Origin of the sequence: Polaribacter sp. BM10 (assembly GCF_002005425.1) — a bacterium.
Lineage (GTDB): Bacteria > Bacteroidota > Bacteroidia > Flavobacteriales > Flavobacteriaceae > Polaribacter > Polaribacter marinaquae.
In genome coordinates this window covers 2,581,851-2,604,756 of record NZ_CP019704.1, presented here as the reverse complement: position 1 = coordinate 2,604,756, position 22,906 = coordinate 2,581,851, and the positions used below count along the sequence as shown (strand labels likewise).

The window sequence follows — 22,906 nt, the reverse complement described above, 5'->3', positions numbered from 1 at the left end:
TATCTTTGCAAACTAATATTTTATACTTCAAAAAAATGAAAAGTGTCTTTAGAATTGTTAGCTTGTTAGAAGGGGTTTCTTATTTACTTTTACTTTTTATAGCAACACCTATTAAGTATTTACAAGGCGATGCTTCTTATGTAAAAATGTTAGGTATGCCACACGGAATTTTATTTATGTTGTACATTGTTTTAGCAATTGTTATTAAAAAAGAAATGAACTGGAACAATAAAACATTGGCTATTGTTTTAATTGCTTCTGTAATTCCTTTTGGAACTTTTTATGTCGATAAAAAATATTTAAGATAATTGCTAACCTCCGCTAACTGGCGGAATAATAGCAACAACATCATTTTCTTTTAAAATTAAATCGTCTTCTGCATATTCTTCATTTACGGCAATTGCATAAGAATTTATATTTTCTATTGATGGATGTTTCTCCACCAAAAATTGCTTAAAATCTTTGATTGAAAGATTGTTTTCTAAGACAAAGTCTAATTGATTTTCTCCTATCAAATCAGAAGTAATACCAAAAAAGAGTGTTTTTATTTTCATCTATATTTTTTAATTAAAAAGGCTAAATCTAAATAAAAAGCCATTTTCTGATACGCCATTATAATTAGACATTACATAATCTAATCTTAAAAAGCGCCATTTACCAAAACCTAAATTATCTAAACCAACAGAATATTCTGTGTAAGGTTTTGCATCTTCCATTACCATTGCTTTAGAACCTGCTACCAAGTAAAAATTAAGCTTATTTAATAACGGAATTTTACCTAAAATTGCTCCTCTAAAATTATGTTCTAAATGGGCTTCTGCATATTTATCATTAGAGTACAGTTTATAATAATCTAATAAACCAAAACTACTAATTCCTGCGGTTTTTAAAGGATATGTTAATTCGTTTCCGTTGGGTTGTAAATAATCCATAAAAGCAATGTTTTTCTTTTTTAAGAAAATTCCTGCCCTTAAATTATATCTAAAATTACCATAATTACCTGCATTTACAAAATGATTAATGTTTGTTGTAAATAAATCAGAATTTAATTCGGAATTAGAAGCTCCAAATCTTTTTCTATATCGAATACTTACAGATGGATATTTATTGTTTCCTATATTTTGCTTGCTATCTGGATACGACAAGAATTTTTGACCAAAAACAAAACGTGTTCTTAAATCTAAAGTTGCAATTTTATGCTCTGCAAAAGGAGCCGTATTAAAACCTGAGCGATTTAAAGGATTATTAGATGTATAACCGCCGTTTTCTTCTTTTGAAGTCCAAGAAAAATCTGTGGTATTAAAGAGCGGTTTTCTATTTGCATATTCTAAAGTTCCAGAAAAGTAAATTCCGTTTTTAATTTCTTGAGAATACGTAATTTCTGCAGCTTGTTTCTCGTAAATTTTCAAATAATTAAGATTACTCAATAACGAACTTAAAGAGTTGTTTAACCTAGCTATAGGATTTCTCTCGTTAAACTGCGGTGTTGTAATACCAATTTTTGCAAATAATCTTGGTCTAGAAATATTGTTCCATTTTTTAGAAAAATACACAGATGGCCTTATTTTTTTCTCAGAAAAACTATAATTAGCATTTACACCTGCACTCCACCACTTACCGGTATCATTTAAAGATTTAAAATAATTAAACCCAACACCTGTATAAAAACCTTGCACTGTATTAAAACCCGTTCTTAACAAAGGGCCATTGTAAGAAAAAGATTTATCTTCGAAAGTATTATTAAAACTGTAACCAGTTATAGGATCTAGCCAACCAAATTTATTGCCTTTTGCATCAATAGAATCTAAATACTTTTTAGATTTTCTTAGCACCTTAATACTATCTTTAACTTTATAATCTGTTACTTCTTCTAATGTTAAAGGAATTGGTCTTAACTTATTCCAAAATAAAGTATCTTTTTTTGTGGCGCTTTCTTCAAAAGACAAAACCTCATTTGTAAAAGTTGTTGCTGTAAAGTTTGGTTTAAAATTATAATCAGAATAGGTATAAGAGAATTTTCCGCTAGGTTTAAAACCCAGAAAATTTAAATCGAAATCTAATGTTTGATTTATTAAAACCCAACCTTTTATTTCTTCGGAATAATTAAACCCTTGAGTTACTTTTAAAGTATTTACAATTGGAATGTTAGTTTGTGCACCGGTTGTGGTAACATCTATACCATACAATGCCCAATCGTCTTCTACAATATAAATAAAACCTTCAAAAACTCGGTCGTTTTTACGCTTTGGTAAAAGTTGTATTTTATTTATTAATTTTTGATTTTTATCATAAAAGGTTCCTACCAATTTATAGTTATAATACGTAAAAGCATTGGTAGAAATAGGAGAAACTAAACCGTTAAAAATTTCGATACTATTTTCGTATAAATCTAAATTAGACTCTTCTGCTCTATTAAAACTTACACCATTATCTTGACCAGAAACTTTAGACGCAACAATTTTTTCTTTAAATTTTTTTGGTTTTTTTTGAAAAGAAATCTTAGAAAATGTTTCAGATAAATAAATAATTCCGCTTCTTGTAGAATCTAAACCTCCACCAAAATCGCCCATACTTTGTCCGAAAAATTTTTCTGGCGCATCTTTAATTCTTGTCAAACCTCTAGAGTAAAACTTAGCAGTATAATTTGCATACTTTTCTGTATTCTTATCTTTACTTTTTATAGCGTTTCTAATTATTCTATTTGCAGGATTGTCTTTTGTAGAAATAACTATTTCATTTAATTGCACATTTTCTTCTTTTAAAACGGCATTTAATTGAAAAGGAAAGCTTGTAATTGTTACTTCCTTTTTTAAAGTTGTAAAACCTATAAACTGAAAAATTATAGTATACTTTCCGGGTTTTTTAAGGTTTAAAAGATAGTTTCCTTCTTCATTAGTTGTAGTTCCTGTAATTGTATTGTTTAAATAAACACTTACAAAAGATAGCGGATCTCCTTTTTGGTCTGTAACAGTTCCTTTTACTTGTGCTTTTAAAGAAAATGCAATGCATAAAAAGAAAATTAAAGTAATTTTTTTCATAAATAATTGAGGTTGATTGCTGCAAACTTAATTTTTAAATACTTAGTAAATGTTTAATATTTGTTAAACGAAATATAAAATGTTCACAAAAAAGTAAGACTACTATTTTATGTAAATGGTTGCCTCTTATTTATTTTTAGTGGAATCTCTAACTACTAAATCTGTATCTAAAACTACTTGTTTATGAGTTATCAACTTATTTGCCTTTCTACTTTTAATTTCTTTAAAAAGTAATTTAAAAGCTTTTTTACCCATTTCTAAACCTGGTTGATTTATAGTTGTTAGGCTTGGTGATATCACCGAAGCCATAAACCAATTACTAAACCCCACAATATTTATATCTTCTGGTACTTTTACGCCTCGATCGTTAAATTCTTTCATAGCACCAATTGCAACCAAATCTGTATTTATAAAGATTCCGTCAACATCATCATGATCTTTTAAAAGTTGTTTTGCATTGGCTTTTCCTTCTTCAAAACTCATATCACCACATTCACAGGTATAAACCAAAGAAACATCAAACTCTAAACCGTTATCTAATAATGCTTTTTTATATCCTAAAAATCGATCAATAGAATTTTGAGGAAGCAAAGGACCTCTAAAGTGAGCAATTTTCTTACAACCTATATCTATCAAATACTGTGTTGCAGTATAAGCAGCTTTTCGATCATCAATAATAACTTTAGAACATTTTACAACTTTAGCTATTTTATCAAACATCACAATAGGTGTTTGTTGATTTATAACTTTGTTTAAATGTGAAAAGTCTGATGTTTCATTCGCTAATGAAATTAAAATTCCGTCAACTCTTTTTCTAAGTAGTAAATCAATTTGTTTTTGTTCTAATTCATACGATTCGTTTGATTGAAGAATTATAACCAAATAACCCTTTTTTTCTGCTTGCGCTATAATACCTTTAATTACAGATGAAAAAAAGTGATGCACAACCACCGGAATAATTAAACCTATAGTTTTAGATTCTTTAGTTCTTAAGTTCACCGCAAAAGAATTTGGTTGATAATTTAACAACGCCGCGGTTTCTCTAACTAGCTTTCTTGTTTTTTCACTAACATCTGGGTATTCTTTTAATGCTTTTGACACCGTTGTGATAGAAATACCTAACTCTTCTGCAATATTTTTTAATGTTACCAAATCTTAATCTGTTGATTTAAATTAAATTAGTACTCAAATATAAGCAATTAAATAAATCGAAAACGTTTTCGGTAAATCGAAAACGTTTTCGATTTATTAATCTGATAAAAAATTTGGGTTAAAATTTAACTTTACTTAAGAAATGATTATCTAATTATTAAATTCACAATCAAAAAAATGAAAAAACTAACAAATCTTAAAGGTTTACTTTTAATGTTATTCCTAGCAGGGACATCTACATTATTAGCACAATCTAGTATTTCTGGAACAGTAAAAGACCAAAACGGAGAATTAATTCCTGGTGTAAACATCATTTTAAAAGGAACCACAATAGGAACAAGCTCTGATTTTGATGGAAATTATGAAATTAAAAACATTAAAGAAGGTGTTTATACATTAGTTGCTTCTTCTTTAGGTTTCGACAATTTTACAAAAGAAGTTAATTTTAATTCTCCTAAAATTGTTTTAAACATCGTTATCGTAGAAAATGCACAATCATTAGATGAAATTATAGTTACTGGTGTTGTTAACCCAAAATCTAAAATAGAATCTAGTATTTCTGTTTCTACAGTTGGTATTAAACAAATAGAACAAGCTTCGCCAAGATCTGCTGGTGAACTTTTTAGAAACATACCTGGTATTCGTGCAGAATCTTCTGGTGGAGAAGGTAATGCAAACTTTAATGTACGTGGTGTACCAGTTTCTTCTGGTGGATCTAGATATTTACAGTTACAAGAAGACGGTCTTCCACTAATGCTATTTGGAGACACTTCTTTTGGTAATGCAGATAACTTTTTACGTATAGATTCTAATGTAGGTAGAGTTGAAGCAATTAGAGGTGGTTCTGCCTCTACACAAACTTCAAATGGTCCTGCTGGTATTATAAACATGATTAGTAAAACTGGTAGAACAGAAGGCGGTACAATTGGTGCAACTTATGGTTTAGACTTTCAATCTAGTAGATTAGATTTTGAATACGGCACACCTATTAGCGAAGGATTGTATTATCATGTTGGTGGTTTTATGCGAGTTGGCGAAGGCCCAAGAAACATTGGCTACCAAGGTAATAAGGGTGGTCAAATTAAAGCCAATATAACAAAAGAGTTTAAAAACGGTTATGTACGTACTTATTTTAAATACTTAAACGACAAAACAGTTATGTATATGCCAATGCCAGTAGGTTTAACGGGTACAAATGCAAACCCAACTTTTGGAAACTTACCTGGTTTTGATATTACTTCAGATTCTCCTCATTCTGTAAATATCCAGAATACATATAGTGTATACGATGGAAATCCTACTCAAAACGATATGAGAAGCGGTAATAACCCAGTAAGTTCGGCAATTGGTGCAGAATTCTCTTTTGATCTAGGTGATGATTGGAAAGTAAACGGTAAAGCAAGATATTCTAACAACTCTGGTCAATGGAATGCTCCTTTTACAGCTAACGTTGGTACTGTAGCAGAAATAGAAGCTTTAGTTAGAGGTGCTTCTGGTGCAACTGGCGCCTTAACTTATAAAGACGGAACACCATTTAACCCTGCAAACGGATTAGCACAAGATATTAGATACTTTGATGTTACTATCGAAGATTTAAGCAACTTTTTTAGCGATGTAAAAGTTACTAAAGCAATTAATGATAATATAGGACTAACAGTTGGTATGTTCTCTGCAACACAAAACACAAAGATTGGTTGGCAATGGAGTTCTGCTATTTCTGAAGTAGCAGGAGATGGTAAAGCTAGACTTGGTATTTTCGAAGGATTCTCTGAAGGTGGTGCTTATTCATATGGTCAGCCAGTTTGGGGTAACTGTTGTCAAAGAAAATACAATACAGTACACAATGTAAATTCTCCTTATGTAGGTGTAGATGCAGAAATTTCTGAAAAATTAAATTTTGATGGTAGTATCCGTTTCGAAAACGTTAATGTTAATGGTTCTATCAATTCTGGACAATTAAGTAACTTAGATGCAAATGGAGATTTAATCGGTTTTGATTATGATAGTGATGGTGAAATTAGTGACTTTGAATCTACAATACCAACTATAGCTGGTAACCCAGGACAAGCAATTAGCGACAATTATAATTTTGTTTCTTACTCTGCTGGTTTAAATTATAAAATCAACAACGGTACTGCTGTTTTTGGTAGATATAGTAAAGGTGCTTCTGGTAGAGCTGCAGATAGAAATAATTACGGAACAGATGGTTTAGGAGATGTTCAATTTGATGAAATTTCTCAATTCGAAGTAGGTTTAAAAAAGAGATTAAACAACGGTGTTTTAAATGTTACTGGTTTTGTAAGTAATACAGACGAAGGTATTAGTAACGAATTAAACAGAACAGTTGGTAATCCATTTAAAGCATTAGGTTTAGAAGTTGAATCTGCATTAAGTTTTGGTAACTTCGGTATAAATGGTTCTGTTACTTATACAAAAGCAGAAATTGATGGTGGTGCAAATCAAGGAAACACACCAAGAAGACAAGCAGATTTTGTTTATAATCTAGCGCCAACATATTCTTTTGGTACCAGTAAGCAACACTTATTAGGAATTACAATTTTAGGTACATCAGAATCTTACGCACAAGATGATAACGATTTAGTTATGCCAGGTTACGCGTATATAAACGCTGTAGCAAAAGTAAGTTTAACTAAAGGATTATCTTTAAGTGTAAATGCTAACAATTTGTTTGATACAATAGGTGTTACAGAAGTAGAAGGAAACGGTAACATTGCTGGTGGTTTAGCTGCAGCAAGAACAATTTCTGGTCGTTCTACAACAATGACATTACAATATAGTTTTTAAAGTTTGAGTTAATAGTAAGTTTGGTTATTAAGAAAAGGGCCAACGTATATTTTGTTGGCCCTCTTCTTATTTTAAAAAATCATTTAAAAATTATACCATAATGTTAAAAAAACCTAGCCTAAGTTTTTGGCAAATATTAAACATGAATGTTGGATTTTTCGGAATTCAGTATAGTTTTGGCTTACAACAAAGTGCGGTTACACCAATTTACGATTTTTTAGGTGCAAGTCCAGATCAAATTCCAATTTTACATCTTGCTGGTCCTGTAACAGGTTTATTAGTACAACCAATTATAGGAGCATTAAGTGATAAAACCTGGAGCCCGAGATTCGGACGAAGAAAACCTTATTTTTTAATTGGCGCAATTTTGTGTAGTCTAACATTATTTGCTTTCCCTTTTAGTAGTTCTCTTTGGATGGCAGCCGGCCTTTTATGGATTTTAGATGCTGGTAACAACACCGCAATGGAACCTTATCGAGCACTAATCGCCGATAAATTAAACACAGAACAACAACCTTTAGGCTTTCAAATGCAAAGTTTTTTTACAGGTTTAGGACAAGTTTTGGCCAATTTATCTCTATTTATTTTTCCATTAATATTTATAGGAACAACTGGCGCATTACCAACCTGGGTTTACGCATCATTTTTCTTAGGCGCTGTTTGCTCTATTGCAACTATTCTTTGGAGTATTAAAAAAACTAAAGAAATTCCGCCAACAGAAGAAGAGCTACAAAAACTAAGAGAAAAGAAAAGTATTTTAGAACCGCTAATAGAAATATTTTCTGCAATAAAGCACATGCCAAAAGTTATGTGGCAGTTAGCATTGGTTTATTTATTTCAATGGTATGCTTTATTTTGTTATTGGCAAAACTCTTCTAAAAGTGTTGCCCTTTCTGTTTGGAATGCGACCCCAGAAAACAAAGAAGCTTATAGCGAAGCTGTAAGCTGGACAGGTTTAGTTAATGGTTGGTATAACGTTGTTACATTTTTAGTAGCATTTGCATTGGTTGGTTTTGCTAAAAAATTCAGTCCTAAAAAAGTACACGCTTTCTGTTTAATAATTGCCGCAATTGGTTTCTTAGCATTCCCGCATATCGAAAATAAAAATTTATTATTCTTTGCAATAACAGGCTTTGGTATTGGTTGGGCAAGCATGATGGGTATACCTTATTTAATGGTTGTTGCCGATATTCCTAAAGAAAGGTATGGCGTTTACATGGGTATTATAAACATGATGATTGTAATTCCAATGATAATTCAAACATTATCGTTTGGTTATATCTTAAAAAACTTTTTAGATAACGATCCTCGAAACGCAATAACCTTTGCAGGCGTTTTACTAATTATCAGTGCAATTTTTACGCTTTTTATTAAAAGTAAAAGCAATTTAAAAAAATAAAATTTTGAACAATAATAGAAATATAGACATTTTATGTGTTGGTGAAGTACTCGTAGATTTTATTGGTCATCAAACAGGTGTTTTAATTAACAATACAAGAGACTACCATAGATATCTTGGTGGTTCGCCTACAAATGTAGCAATGAATGCAGCAAGATTAGGGCTTAAACCTGTAATGGTTTCTACCGTTGGTAACGACGGTTTTGGCGAATACATTTTTAAAAGATTAAAAGAAGTTGGTGTTAATATAGAAAATATAAAGGTTTTAGAAAACAAACCAACAAGTGTAATATTTGTTTCAAAATCTGAAGGAACTCCCGATTTTATACCTTTTAGAGATGCCGACAGATATATCACTAAAGATCAAATATCTAAAGAAACATTATCAGATTCAAAAATATTTCATACTACTTGTTTTGCTTTAAGTAAAGAACCTGCACAAAGTACAATTCTAAAAAAAGCAGAAGAAGCATATAAATTAGGTTGTAAATTAAGCATCGATTTAAATTACGCAAAGAAACTTTGGGAAAGTAGAGATCAAGCTTTTAAAGTAATTGAAGCTTACTGTAAATTAAATCCGTTAATAAAAATTAGCGAAGATGATATGCTACGACTTTTTGAAAAAGAACTTCCTCATGATCAAATTTTTAAGTTTTTTCATGATTTAAATGTAGATACAGTTTGCTTAACTTTAGGTCAAGATGGTGTAAAATTATCTCAAAAAAACAAAAAGGTAATTACTTTACCTGCCATTAAAGTTGACAAAGTAATGGATACAACGGGTGCAGGAGATGCTTTTTGGTCGGGCTTTTTATTTGCTTACATAAAAGAAAAACCAATAGAAGAGTGTTTAAAAGTAGCATTACAACTTGCGGCATTAAAATTACAAAACGTAGGTAGATTACCAGACAATATTAATATTTTATCTAAACTTTTAGAATAATAAACAAATGAAGCTAGAAGAAAATAAAACTTTTAACGGAGTTATGTTAAACGCATACCCGGATAGTATTGGAGAGAAATTAGCAGACACTATTAATATGCTTAAAATGCCAGAGTTTAAAGATGTTTTCTCTTTATTCTACATTTTACCCACATTTTTTAATAGCGATTTAGATAGAGGTTTCTCTATAATCGATTACAATTTAAATACTAATTTGGTTTCTAAAGATGATTTAAAAGCTTTAGAAGAACTAAACATAATGCTAAAATTCGATATCGTTTTAAATCATTTATCTGTAGCTTCACCTCAATTTAAAGATTTATTAAAAAACGGAGAAAAATCTAAATACAAAGACTTTTTTATCAATTGGAATTCTTTTTGGAAAGGTAACGGAACAAAAAATGAAGATGATATAATAATTCCTAAAAAAGAATTTTTAGATAAATTGTTCATGAGAAAATCTGGCCTTCCAATATTAAAGGTTCCTTTTCCAGACGGCACTAAAAAACCTTATTGGAACACTTTTTATCAAGACATAACATATCATAAAATTTCTTCTGAAGAAATATGTAAAATCACTAGTTTACCTTTAAACAAGGCTGCAATAATTTCAGAAAAAATAAACACAGCATTAGACGCTAATCAAGATTTATCAACTATTAATTTTGATGATTTTAATGAGTTTAAAAATGATGTTTTAAACTTTGTTAATCAAAAAGCAACCTATTTAGGTCAGATGGATGTGAATGCAAAATCTGAGCTTGTTTGGCAGTTTTACGAAGAAACTTTGGCCAAAGTTAAAAGTTTTGGTTGTAAAATTTTAAGATTAGATGCTTTTGCTTATTTACACAAAGAAATAGGACAAACAAATTTTTTTAACAAACCTGGTACTTGGACATATTTAGATAGAATTAATGAAATTGCTAAAAAAAACGACCTTGTTTTATTACCAGAAATTCATGCAGAATATGGTTTAAATTTACATGATGAAGTTGCAAAAGAATCCTACCAAATTTATGATTTTTTCTTACCTGGTTTAATGATTCACACCCTAGAAAAAGCAAACAACAAAGCGCTTTTAACTTGGATAGACGAAATTATTACTAAAAATTATAAAACCGTTAATATGTTAGGTTGTCATGACGGTATACCTGTTTTAGATTTAAAAGGAAAAGAAGTTAACGGTAATTACAATAAAGGTTTACTAAAAGACGCCGAAATCGAAACTATAATGAATACAATTATGGATCGAGGCGGAAGAGTAAAAAATTTATATGATCCTTCAGGAAAAAAAATATCTTACTACCAAATAAATGCAACATTCTTTAGCGCTCTAGGCGAAAGTGAAGAAAAATTATTATTAGCTAGAGCAATTCAATTATTTATGCCAGGTATTCCTCAGGTTTGGTATTTAGATATTTTTGCTGGTAAAAATAATTATGCTGCCGCAGATAAAGGCGGAAGCGGTGGTCATAAAGAAATAAACAGAACAACCCTTTCAAATAAAGACATCGAAGAAGGCTTAAAAAAAGATATTGTTAAAAACCAACTTAAACTTATGCGTTTAAGAAATACTTCTAACGCTTTTTTAGGTAAAATATCTTGTAGTACTTCCAAAGAAAATGAATTAGAAATTACATGGACAAACAAGAATGAGTTTGCAAGATTATCTGCCAATTTAAGTTCTTTAAATTTTTCTATAAATTATTCAGAAAACAATAAGATTACAGAACTGGTTTTTTAAACAACTCTAGAATTGATTATTCTTTGTTATTTAATATGGTCTTTCATTGAAAACCCTATCTTTGTATGCTTAAACAAGCAAACAAATATTATATGAGTGATTCTAGAAAAAGACACGAAGCCTTAGTATATCATGCAAAACCAAAACCAGGAAAAATTGCGGTTGTTCCTACAAAAAAATACGCAACACAGCACGATTTAGCTTTAGCGTATTCTCCTGGTGTAGCAGAACCTTGTTTAGAAATTGCAAAAGATAAAAATAACGTTTATAAATATACTGCAAAAGGAAACCTAGTAGCTGTAATATCTAATGGTACAGCAGTTTTAGGTTTGGGTGATATTGGCCCAGATGCCTCTAAACCTGTAATGGAAGGTAAAGGATTACTTTTTAAAATTTTTGCAGATATTGATGTTTTTGATATTGAAGTAGACGCTACAGACGTAGATCAATTTATACAAACGGTTAAGGCAATTGCTCCTACTTTTGGAGGAATTAATTTGGAAGATATTAAAGCTCCAGAAGCTTTTGAAATCGAGAGAAGGTTAAAAGAAGAGTTAGACATTCCGGTAATGCATGATGACCAACATGGTACTGCAATAATTTCTGCAGCTGCTTTAAAAAATGCCATCGATATTACAGAAAAAGACATTAGTAAAGTTAAAATTGTAGTAAATGGTGCCGGTGCCGCTGCAATTTCTTGTACTCGTTTATACTTAAAATTAGGTGTAAAAAGAGAAAATGTTGTAATGTGCGACAGTAAAGGAGTTATTAGAAAAGATAGAGGCAACTTAACTTCTCAAAAAGAAGAATTTGCAACCGACAGAGATCTTAATACTTTAGAAGAAGCAATGCAAGATTCTGATGTATTTATTGGTTTATCAAAAGGGAATATTGTTTCGCCAGAAATGCTTTTATCAATGGCAAAAAACCCAATTGTGTTTGCAATGGCAAACCCCGTACCAGAAATAGAATATGATGTTGCCATAGCCACAAGAAAAGATATAATTATGGCAACCGGTAGATCAGACCATCCTAATCAAGTTAACAATGTACTTGGTTTTCCTTTTATTTTTAGAGGAGCTTTAGATGTAAGAGCTACAAAAATTAACGAAGAAATGAAGCTTGCCGCAGTGCATGCATTAGCAGACTTGGCAAAAAAATCTGTACCAGAACAGGTAAATATTGTGTATGATGAAGTAAGCTTAACTTATGGGAAAGAATACATCATCCCAAAACCTTTTGATCCAAGATTAATTTATGAAATTCCACCAGCAATTGCAAAAGCAGCAATGGATTCTGGTGTTGCTCTAGAACCAATTTCAGATTGGGATAGATATAGAGAAGAATTAATGGAGCGTTCGGGTTCTGGTAGTAAAGAAATTAGACTTTTACACAACAGAGCAAAAAGCAATCCTAAACGTGTAGTTTTTGCAGAGGCAGATCATTTAGATGTTTTAAAAGCAGCACAAAGAGTTCACGAAGAAAAATTAGGAAAAGTAATTTTATTAGGACGAAAAGAAGTAATTCTAGAACTGAAAGAAGAAATCGGTTTTACTGCAGATGTGCAAATTATAGATCCTAAAACAGACGAAGAAAAAGAAAGAAGAATCCGTTTTGGAGAAGCTTACTGGAAAACACGTCAAAGAAAAGGTAGAACTTTTTCTGAAGCTAAAAAATTAATGCGAGAACGTAATTATTTTGCAGCAATGATGGTAAATGAAGGTGAAGCAGATGCTTTAATTACCGGATATTCTAGACCTTACCCAACGGTTGTAAAACCAATGTTAGAGTTAATAGAAAGAGATAAAGATGTTACTAAAATTGCAGCTTGTAATTTAATGTTAACAAAACAAGGACCTTTGTTTTTAGCAGATACAACCATTAACCAAAATCCTTCGGCTAAAGAATTGGCTAAAATTGCTCAAATGACAGGTAAATTTGTAAACATGTTTGGTATGAAACCAAATATTGCCATGTTATCTTACTCTAACTTTGGATCTTCAACTTCAGAAACTTCTAAAAAAATTAGAGAAGCGGTATCTTATGTGCATCGTCACTTTCCAGAAACGGTTATAGACGGAGAAGTACAAGCAGACTTTGCTTTAAACTCTGAAATGCTTGCTAAAGAATTTCCGTTTTCTAAATTAAATGGTAAAAAAGTAAATGTTTTAATTTTTCCTAACTTAGAATCTGCAAATATTACTTACAAATTATTAAAGCAAGTAGAAGGTGCAGAATCTATTGGACCTGTAATTTTAGGTTTTAACAAACCAGTACATATTTTACAATTAGGTTCTAGTGTAGATGAGATGGTAAATATGGCAGCATTAGCTGTTGTAGATGCACAACAAAAAGAAAAAAGAAACAACAAATAAAAAGTAGTATTTTAGAAGCCTGAAAAAGATAATTTTATGATTACACAAGTTAGAGGAAGACTCGTAGAAAAAAGCCCAACCGAAGTTGTAGTAGATTGTAACGGTGTTGGTTATTTACTTCATATTTCTCTAAATACATTTTCTGCATTGCCTGCAGATGAAAATATAGTTCTGTATACGCATCTTTCTATAAGAGAAGATGCGCATACACTTTTTGGATTTATCAATAAAACAGAAAGAGCCGTATTTAAATTCTTAATTTCTGTATCTGGTGTAGGCCCAAGCATTGCTAGAACAATGTTGTCTTCTATGACTTCGGAAGAAATACAACAAGCAATAGCATCAGAAGACGTAAAATTAATACAATCTGTAAAAGGTATTGGTGCAAAAACAGCCCAAAGAGTTATTGTAGATTTAAAAGATAAAATCTTAAAGACTTTCGATATCGACGAAGTTTCTGTAACAGTAAGCAATACAAACAAAGAAGAAGCGTTATCTGCTTTAGAAGTTTTAGGCTTTCAAAGAAAACAATCAGACAAAATAATAACAGCAATTTTAAAAGAACATACAGATGCTTCTGTAGAAAAAATTATAAAATTAGCCTTAAAAAGTTTATAATCAATTGGGTACAATTTTTAAAAATACGTTTTTATTAATAGCAATTATCTTAAAGGTAAGTTTATCTACTTATGCTCAAGACACTACAGAAAAAGACTCAACAAAAGTTAACAAAGACAAAGTAGATTTACGTTACGATTTTAAAAGCACCCAAAAAGGTGGTTTATATTTAGATGACTTATCTAAAAAAGAAATCATTTTTGATAAAGTTTTAAATAAATATATAATTTTAGAAAAAATTGGGAATTACTACACAAGAACTCCTATCTATTTATCGCCTAGAGAATACCAAGAATATCGATTAAAAAGAGACATGTTACTTTACTTTAAAGATAAAGTGAGTGCAACCAATGGTAAGAAAAAAGGTTCTAAAGAAGCACAAAAAGATTTATTGCCAACTTATTATGTAAACAACAAGTTTTTCGAAACCATTTTTGGCGGTACAGAAGTAAAAGTAACACCAACTGGTAGTTTAAATTTAAAGTTAGGTTTTATCTATCAAAACACAGATAATCCGCAAATATCTGAAGAAAATAGAAGTAATTTCACTTTTGATTTTGATCAGCAAATTAACGCAAGTATAAGAGCTAAAGTTGGTAGTAGATTAGAGTTTACAGCAAATTACGATACACAAGCCTCTTTCGATTTTCAAAATTTAGTTAAAGTTGGTTTCGAACCAAACGAAGACGACATCATACAGGGTTTAGAAGCTGGTAATGTATCTATGCCAATTAAAAACTCTTTAATAAACGGAGCCCAAAGTTTATTTGGTGTAAAAACCGATTTAAAGTTTGGTAACACCAATATTACTGCAGTGTTTTCTCAGCAAAACTCAGAAAGTAAAACCGTTGTTGCAGAAGGCGGTGCATCAATACAACCTTTCGAATTAAGAACTACAGATTACGATAATGACAGACACTTTTTCTTATCGCAATATTTTATCGATAATTATGCAAATTCGCTTAAAAACTATCCGTTAATTAATAGCCCAATTAATATAACAAGAGTAGAAGTTTGGATAACGAATAGAAACGCAAGTACAGAAGATTACAGAAGTATTGTTGCATTTGCTGATATTGGCGAATCGGAAAACCAAGTTTTGGTTGATGAAAATGGTGTTGTATTAAACCCTGCAATTACACAGCCACAAGTTGCTGGCAATAATTTACCTTTTAATGGTGCAAATAGAATTGGCACAGAAATTATTCCTGCAGGCGGTATAAGAGATATTTCTACTGTTGATAGCTCTTTACAACCATACAACATGCAAAACGGAACTAATTATTCGGTCTTAGAAAATGCAAGAAAATTAGATGCAAACGAATATCGACTAAATTCGCAATTAGGTTTTATTTCTTTAAATAGAAGATTAAATGATGGTGAAGTTTTAGCTGTTGCTTATGAATATACAGTAGCGGGTAACGTAACAGGAAGTACAAAAAACTCTTTTAAAGTTGGTGAGTTTTCTAATGATGGTATACAAGCACCTAACAATTTAGCGGTAAAGTTATTACGATCAGAAATCTTACAAACAAAAAGAACAAATGTAACTACCGGAGAAGATGAAGCTTTTCCTACTTGGCGTTTAATGATGAAGAACGTATATGCTTTAGGCGCTTTTCCATTAACTCAAGATGGTTTCCGTTTCGAAATTCAATACAGAGACGATCAAACAGGTATACCTTCTAATGTTTTACAAAATGCCGCAACCGTAGGTATTTCTAACCTACCTTTATTACAAGTTTTAAAACTAGATCAATTAGATCAAAGTCAGTTTAGATCGCCAGATGGTTTTTTTGATTATGTAGAAGGAATTACCGTAAATTCTGAAAACGGATTTATCTTTTTTCCAGAACCAGAACCTTTTGGTAACGATTTAGCAGACGAATTAACAAACCCTGCAGATGAAGGTTTTATATTTAAAGAGTTGTATTTAAACACTAAAATCAACATTAAAAATAATTTTCAAAATAAAGACAAATACTTTTTAAAGGGATATTTTAAATCAGAAAATTCTGGTGGAATACCAATTGGCGCTTTCAATGTTCCTAGAGGTTCTGTTAGAGTTTCTGCTGGCGGAAGACAATTAGTAGAAGGTGTAGATTATGTTGTAGATTATTCTTTAGGAAGAGTACAAATTATCGATCCGGGTTTACAAGCTTCTGGCGTTCCTATTAGCGTATCTACAGAAAATAACGCTGTTTTTAATCAGCAAAGAAAAACTTTTTTTGGTATTGATGTAGAACACAAATTTTCTGAAGATTTTGTGGTTGGTGCAACTTATCTAAATATCGAAGAAAGACCTTTAACACCTAAAGTTAATTTTGGTGCAGAACCTATTAACAACACCATGTTAGGGTTTAACTTTAATTATGCTACAGAAGTGCCTTATTTCACAAAACTGGCAAACAAATTACCGTTTGTAGATACAGATGCGCCTTCTAATTTATCTGTTCGTGGTGATATGGCTTATTTGATTCCTGGAACACCAAGCGGAATTGACGTAACAGGTGCAGCAACTTCTTATATCGATGATTTTGAAGCGTCGCAAGTGCCAATTAGTTTACTTTCTTCGTTAGATTGGTATGAAGCGAGTACACCTAAATACTTTCCTAACTTTAACGGAGAAAGTGATGGGTTATCTTACAATTACAAAAGAGCAAAATTAGCTTGGTATAGCGTAGATCAAATATTTTACGGTGTTGGTGATACGCCTGCAAGTATTGATGCCGACGAACTTTCTAGAGCAGAAACAAGACAAATTAATTACAGAGAATTGTTTCCTAATGTACAATTAGATATTACGCAAAACTCTTTAGTTAGAACTTTAGATTTAGCTTATTTTCCCGCAGAAAGAGGCTCTTATAATTATGATCCTGCAGCAACAATACAAAACGATAAAGTAACATTACCAAACCCAGAAACTAGATGGGGAGGAATTATGAGACCTTTAACAACAAATAATTTTGATCAAGCAAATGTAGAGTATATGCAATTCTGGATTATGGATCCTTATCAAAATTACTCTATCACAAATGAAGAAGGTTTACCTGCTGGCATAGACCCAAACAATCCAGCAAATCAAGTGGGAGATTTGTACATAAATCTTGGTAATATTTCTGAAGATATTTTGAAAGACAACCGTAAAATGTACGAAAACGGTTTACCAGAAGATGGTTTAAAAGTTAATGGTAATAATGTTAACAGAACTACTTGGGGAGATGTTCCTAGAAATCCATCAATAATTTATGCTTTTAATGAATTAGATGATGCAAGAACAAACCAAGATATTGGTTTTGATGGTTTAAATGATGATGAAGAACGTAATTTACCAGGAATTGGACAATATGCAAATTTAACAGATCCTGCGGCAGATAATTTTCAGTTTTTTAGAGGATCAAATTTAGACGCAATAAACGCATCATTAATAACTAGATATAAAGACTACAATAATACTCAAGGTAATTCGCCAACCTTAAATCAATCTACAGAACCTTACCCGACATCTTCTACAACGTATCCAGATACAGAAGACATCAACAAAGATCAAACAATGAATACTGTAGAAAGCTATTATGAGTATAGAATTTCTATGAATCAGAATGATTTAAGAAAAGGAGTTGGTTATATTGTAGATGAAAAAACAACAACAGTTACTTTAGAAAACGGAAATACCCAACAAACAAAATGGTATCAATTTAGAGTTCCGGTAAGAAGCGGAACGCCTGTAAATGGCATTTCTGATTTTAATAGTATTCGTTTTGTAAGAATGTTTTTAACCAATTTTAGAATGCCAGTGGTAGTACGTTTTGGTGAATTAGATTTGGTTAGAGGTGACTGGAGAAGGTATGTTAGAACTTTAGACCCAACTACAAACCCAGATAGAGAATTAACCCAAGACGAACTAAATGATTTTGAAGTTGGTGTTGTAAGTATAGAGCAAAATGAAGGAAGTTATATACAACCACCAGGTATCGAAAGAGAGCGTTTACAAGGTAGCACAACAGTACAATTGCAAAACGAACAATCGGTTACTCTAAAAGTTACTAGATTAGAACCAGAAGAAACAAGAGCTATTTACAAAAACATAAGTGTAGATTTAAGACGTTTTAAGCAATTAAAAATGTTTATGCACTTACAAGAAATAGAAAGAGAAGCTGTGGTTAACGATAATGAACTAGCTGCTGTAATAAGATTAGGAACCGATTTAAATGAGAATTTTTATCAAATAGAATTGCCTTTAAAAGTTACAAAAAACGGAACATCTGCTTTAGACATTTGGCCAGAAGCAAATAATTTAGATGCCTTTTTAGAAACTTTTGGTAAGATAAAATTAGAAAGAAACAATGTTAACTTTCCGGTAAACGAAATTTATCAATCTCAAGAGCAAGACCCAGATTTACCTTATACAATTAGTGTAAAAGGAAACCCAACTTTAGCACAACTAAGAACAATAATGTTAGGTTTAAAAAACATTTCTTTATCACCTAGAAGTGCAGAAGTTTGGTTTAACGAACTTCGATCTGCTGGTTTTGACAATAAAGGTGGTTGGGCCGCAGTTGTTAATGCAGATGCTAATTTTGCTGATGTTGCAAACGTTTCTTTAGCCGGAAGCATGTCTACAATAGGTTTTGGTAATGTAGAAGATAGAGTAAACCAACGTAGTTTAGATGAAACAAAACAATACGATGTTGCTACAACTGTAAATTTAGGCAAGGTTTTAACGCCTAAGAAGTGGGGAATTCAATTACCTATGAGTTATAGTATCGGAGAAAAATTTATTGATCCAAAATACGACCCGCAGTACCAAGATGTAACTTTAGAAGATGCTTTAGAACAAAACCCTAATAGCGAGTTTTCTAGAGATTATACTAAAAGAACAAGTATTAGTTTTATCAATGTAAAGAAAAATAGAAACCCGAATTCAACAAAAAAACCAAAGTTTTATGATGTTGAAAATGTTTCTGTTTCTTATGCTCATAACAAAGAGTTTCATAGAGATTACAATATTCAAAAATATGTAAACGAAAACGTAGTTGCAGGTGCTACTTACAACTATAATTTTCAGCCAAAATCTATAGAGCCTTTTAAAAACATAGGTTTTTTACAAAGCAAATATTTAAAACTAATTAAAGATATTAATTTTAATCCGATACCATCTACGGTTGCAGTAAATTCTAGAATTAATAGAAATTTTACAGAACAACAATCTAGAAATTTAGTTGCAGGTTTATCTGATCAACCTGCATTAAAACAGCGTAGATTTTTATTTGACTGGGATTATACTGTTGGTTTCGATCTAACTAAATCTCTTCAGTTTAACTTTAATGCAACCAACAGTTACATTTACGATACTTTTGATACGAATGAAGATATTCAAATTTTTGATGATTTTTTTAACACAGGTAGAGCAAACCATTATCATCAGAAGTTAAACGGAACCTACCAGTTACCTATAAATAAAGTCCCTTTTTTAAGTTGGGTAAAAGCAGATTATGCGTACACAGCAGATTTTGATTGGCAAGCTGCAGCACAAAGTACAATAGATGTAGATGGTACCGATGTTGCTTATGTAGATTTGGTTGGTAATGTTGTTCAAAATTCAAACACACACAATTTAAATACAACTTTAACTTTCGATAAGTTCTATAAAAGCTTAGGTTTCGAAAAGTTACTCTTATCTAAAAATCAAAGAAAAAATGCAAAAGGAATTTTTGGAAGTGGTTTACCTCCTGCTCCTGGACGAGTTAATTCTAAGAAAAAATTATCGGTAGGTAAGCAAATTTTAAAAGGTGTTTACGATTTAGTTACCTCTGTAAAACAAGGTAAAATAAGTTATTCAGAAAATAACGGTCAATTTTTACCAGGTTACACAGAAGACATTGGCTTTTTAGGTGGCGCACCAACTTCTTTTGCTTTTGGTAGCCAAGTAGACATTAGAAATAAAGCATTACAAAACGGTTGGTTAGTTGGCCCAAGAGATCCAGATAATAGCGAATACTACAATAAAACCTATAGCAGAACTCATTACAATAAATTAGATTACACTTTTACAGTTAAGCCTTTTAAAGATTTAAATATTGATGTGAGAGGTAATAAAATTAAAACAAGAGATTTATCTCAGCAATTAGATGTCATCGAAAACGGTACAACAAACGGAGCATTAGATTTTAGTGCGCCAGCTTTTGAAACAGGAAACTTTAGCACGAGTCATTCTATGATTGCAACTGCTTTTAAAAACGGTGATGCGCTCTTTGAAACTATGAGAACGTATAGATCTGCAATTTCAGAAAGATTAGCTGAAGAAAATGGTGGTAATGCAACAAATTACGGTAGCAATAGTCAGCAAGTTTTATTACCTGCATTTATGGCTGCATATTCGGGTTCTAGCCCAGATAAAGTGAGTACTAGTTTGTTTAGAAATATTCCGATACCAAATTGGACTCTAAGATATACTGGACTTATGAAATTAGATTTCTTTAAGAAGAACTTTAGCAACTTTGTAGTTTCTCATGGTTACAAATCTTCTTACACGGTTTCTAGTTTTACAAATAATTTACAATACGATTCTAATAATCCGCTTAGCACAATAAATTCTTCTGGAAATTACGAACCAGAATTATTAATTTCTGCTGCAACTCTAGTTGACGAATTTTCTCCGCTAATTAAAGTTGACATGAAAATGAGAAACTCTTTTTCTTTAAGAGGAGAAGTAAAAAGAGACAGAACATTAACAATGAATTTTAACAACAGCACCTTAACAGATATAAAAGGAACAGAATATATCTTTGGTTTGGGTTATGTTTTTAAAGATGTAAAGGTAAATACTCGTTTTACAGGTAAAAAGACAACTCTTAAAGGAGACGTTAATTTAAGAGCAGATGTTTCTTTAAGAGATAATTTAACACAAATTAGATCTGTAGATGAAGATAATAATCAAATAAGTGGCGGACAAAGATTATTTTCTATTAAATTTACAGCCGATTACAGATTGAGCGCAAATTTAACGGCATCGTTTTATTACAATCATCAAACATCTAGATATGCTATATCAACCACTTTCCCGCGTCAAGCAATAAATGGTGGCTTTAACATTATCTATAATTTAGGAGGAAATTAAAAACAATAAACAACCAATAATAATATTAAGATGAATATTCCAGCAGAATTAAAATACACAAAAGATCACGAGTGGCTAAAAATTGAAGGAAATGTAGCAACTATAGGAATTACAGATTTCGCACAAAGTGAATTAGGAGATATCGTTTATGTTGACGTAGACACTTTAGACGATACTGTAGAAGAAGGAGAAGTTTTTGGTTCTGTAGAAGCTGTAAAAACTGTTTCAGATTTATTTATGCCTTTAAAAGGAGAAGTAACAGAATTTAACGAAGAGTTAGAAGACGAGCCAGAATTAGTAAACTCAGATCCATATAATAAAGGTTGGATGATAAAAATTGAAATATCAGACAGCTCACAAATAGATAATTTATTAGATGCTGAAGCTTACGAAAAACTTATTAAGGGATAAAAAATTACTTTTTGCTGTAGCCATAGCAATATTAATTTTGTACTTAAGCTTAATAAAAATGCCTAAGTACAATGTATCTATTAGCAATATAGACAAATGGCAACATAGTTTTGCCTATACTGTCTTATCATTGTCTTGGCTTTTTGCATTACAAAAGTTCAATAAAAATTATTTAATTATAATTAGTTGTATCTCTTTTGGCATAATTATTGAAATTTTACAAGAAACTGTTACCACATATAGAACAGGCGATTTTTTAGATATTATTGCGAATTCTGTTGGTGTACTATTAGGTTTATTAATATTTAGCATTTTTTTAAAAAAAAAGAGGTTAAAAAATAAAAAGACTTGTATTTAACACAATAATTTAGTTAAATTAGCGAACTATATAAAACTCTTATTCAATGGAAATAAAGAAAAACCCGAAATCGAACTTAGAAAATTACAGTAAAATATTTATGCAAATAGGTTTAGTATTAGCCTTATTTGTTACATATGCTGCAATCGAAAAGAAAACATACGACAAAACTACAAGTTCTTTAGGTGTAGTTAATATGAACGCAGACATGGAAGAAGATATTCCAATTACTGAAAGAGTAGAGCCTGTAAAACCTAAAACTCCACCACCACCAACACCAGAAAAAATTGAAGTTGTAGAAGATGAAAAGGAAGTAGAGGAAACTGTAATAGAATCTACTGAAACAGATGAAACAGAAGCTGTAGAAGTTGAGGAAATTGTAGAAATCGAAGAAGCAGAAGAAGTTGTAGAAGATGTAAACTTTATGATTATTGAAGATTCTCCAGTATTTCCTGGTTGTAAAGGAAGTAAGCAAGAGTTAAAAAATTGTTTCAGTAAAATGGTACAAAAACACTTTTCTAGAAAATTTGATGCAGATTTACCAAATGAATTAGGTCTTTCTCCAGGTAAGAAAAGAGTATTTATTGGTTTCAAAATTGATAGACAAGGTAACATTGTTAATGTACAAGCAAGAGCACCGCACCCAAAAATTAAAGCGGAGGTTATTAAAGTAATGAAATTATTACCTAAAATGAAACCAGGTAAGCAAAGAGGTAAGCCGGTTGGTGTTAGTTACAACATTCCTTTCTCTTTATTAGTAGAGTAATCAATAAGAACTATAATATATCAAAACGCTTAGAACATTGTTCTAAGCGTTTTTTTTTGCTTTTATTTTAAGTAATAAATGAAAGCTATAGTTAATTTAATAATTAACATTTGTTGTATCCTTAAAATATAAATTCTTTATAAATAATAAAACAACAAACATAAAGTAAATTTTAAG

The 22,906-nt window shown here is 31.0% G+C and carries 14 protein-coding genes; 11 read left to right on the top strand and 3 right to left on the bottom strand.

The window, feature by feature from the left end:
- The first annotated feature begins 35 nt into the window (after window positions 1–35).
- Complete coding sequence (locus tag BXQ17_RS11575; RefSeq protein WP_077810807.1) at window positions 36–308, top strand: DUF3817 domain-containing protein; 273 nt, start codon at window positions 36–38, stop codon at window positions 306–308.
- A gap of 3 nt (window positions 309–311) precedes the next feature.
- On the opposite strand, the gene BXQ17_RS11570 is transcribed toward BXQ17_RS11575, so the two are convergent.
- The 3 genes from BXQ17_RS11570 to BXQ17_RS11560 form a co-directional block, all read right to left on the bottom strand.
- On the bottom strand, window positions 312–554 hold the full coding sequence (locus tag BXQ17_RS11570) for a MoaD/ThiS family protein (RefSeq protein ID WP_077810806.1): 243 nt from the start codon (window positions 552–554) through the stop codon (window positions 312–314).
- Window positions 555–563: 9 nt separating this feature from the next.
- The gene (locus BXQ17_RS11565) at window positions 564–3,038 is read right to left on the bottom strand and encodes a DUF5686 and carboxypeptidase regulatory-like domain-containing protein (protein WP_077810805.1); all 2,475 of its coding nucleotides are present in this window, start codon (window positions 3,036–3,038) and stop codon (window positions 564–566) included.
- Between the two features lie 126 nt (window positions 3,039–3,164).
- Entirely contained in the window at window positions 3,165–4,190 is a 1,026-nt protein-coding gene (locus tag BXQ17_RS11560) for a LacI family DNA-binding transcriptional regulator (RefSeq protein WP_077810804.1), read from the bottom strand.
- A gap of 177 nt (window positions 4,191–4,367) precedes the next feature.
- On the opposite strand from BXQ17_RS11560, the gene BXQ17_RS11555 reads away from it, so the two are divergent.
- The 10 genes from BXQ17_RS11555 to BXQ17_RS11510 all read left to right on the top strand — a co-directional run bounded on the left by BXQ17_RS11555 (window position 4,368) and on the right by BXQ17_RS11510 (window position 22,729).
- Entirely contained in the window at window positions 4,368–6,995 is a 2,628-nt protein-coding gene (locus BXQ17_RS11555; protein ID WP_077810803.1) for a TonB-dependent receptor, read from the top strand.
- Window positions 6,996–7,095: 100 nt separating this feature from the next.
- Window positions 7,096–8,394, top strand: a complete 1,299-nt coding sequence (locus tag BXQ17_RS11550) for an MFS transporter (RefSeq protein WP_077810802.1) — start codon at window positions 7,096–7,098, stop codon at window positions 8,392–8,394.
- A gap of 1 nt (window position 8,395) precedes the next feature.
- Window positions 8,396–9,337, top strand: a complete 942-nt coding sequence (locus BXQ17_RS11545; RefSeq protein WP_077810801.1) for a carbohydrate kinase family protein — start codon at window positions 8,396–8,398, stop codon at window positions 9,335–9,337.
- A gap of 7 nt (window positions 9,338–9,344) precedes the next feature.
- Complete coding sequence (locus BXQ17_RS11540; protein ID WP_077810800.1) at window positions 9,345–11,081, top strand: glycosidase; 1,737 nt, start codon at window positions 9,345–9,347, stop codon at window positions 11,079–11,081.
- 92 nt (window positions 11,082–11,173) lie between these two features.
- A complete protein-coding gene (locus BXQ17_RS11535) occupies window positions 11,174–13,456 on the top strand; it encodes an NADP-dependent malic enzyme (protein WP_077810799.1) in 2,283 nt (760 codons plus the stop codon).
- Between the two features lie 36 nt (window positions 13,457–13,492).
- A complete protein-coding gene (gene ruvA, locus BXQ17_RS11530) occupies window positions 13,493–14,074 on the top strand; it encodes a Holliday junction branch migration protein RuvA (protein WP_077810798.1) in 582 nt (193 codons plus the stop codon).
- Window positions 14,075–14,078: 4 nt separating this feature from the next.
- Window positions 14,079–21,194, top strand: coding sequence for a cell surface protein SprA (gene sprA, locus BXQ17_RS11525; protein WP_077810797.1), 7,116 nt, complete (start codon window positions 14,079–14,081; stop codon window positions 21,192–21,194).
- 30 nt (window positions 21,195–21,224) lie between these two features.
- The gene (gcvH, locus tag BXQ17_RS11520; protein WP_077810796.1) at window positions 21,225–21,605 is read left to right on the top strand and encodes a glycine cleavage system protein GcvH; all 381 of its coding nucleotides are present in this window, start codon (window positions 21,225–21,227) and stop codon (window positions 21,603–21,605) included.
- 58 nt (window positions 21,606–21,663) lie between these two features.
- Window positions 21,664–21,963: a VanZ family protein gene (locus tag BXQ17_RS11515; RefSeq protein WP_077810795.1), complete on the top strand. Its 300-nt coding sequence runs from the start codon at window positions 21,664–21,666 to the stop codon at window positions 21,961–21,963.
- Window positions 21,964–22,009: 46 nt separating this feature from the next.
- Complete coding sequence (locus BXQ17_RS11510) at window positions 22,010–22,729, top strand: energy transducer TonB (protein WP_077810794.1); 720 nt, start codon at window positions 22,010–22,012, stop codon at window positions 22,727–22,729.
- The last annotated feature ends 177 nt before the right edge of the window (window positions 22,730–22,906 follow it).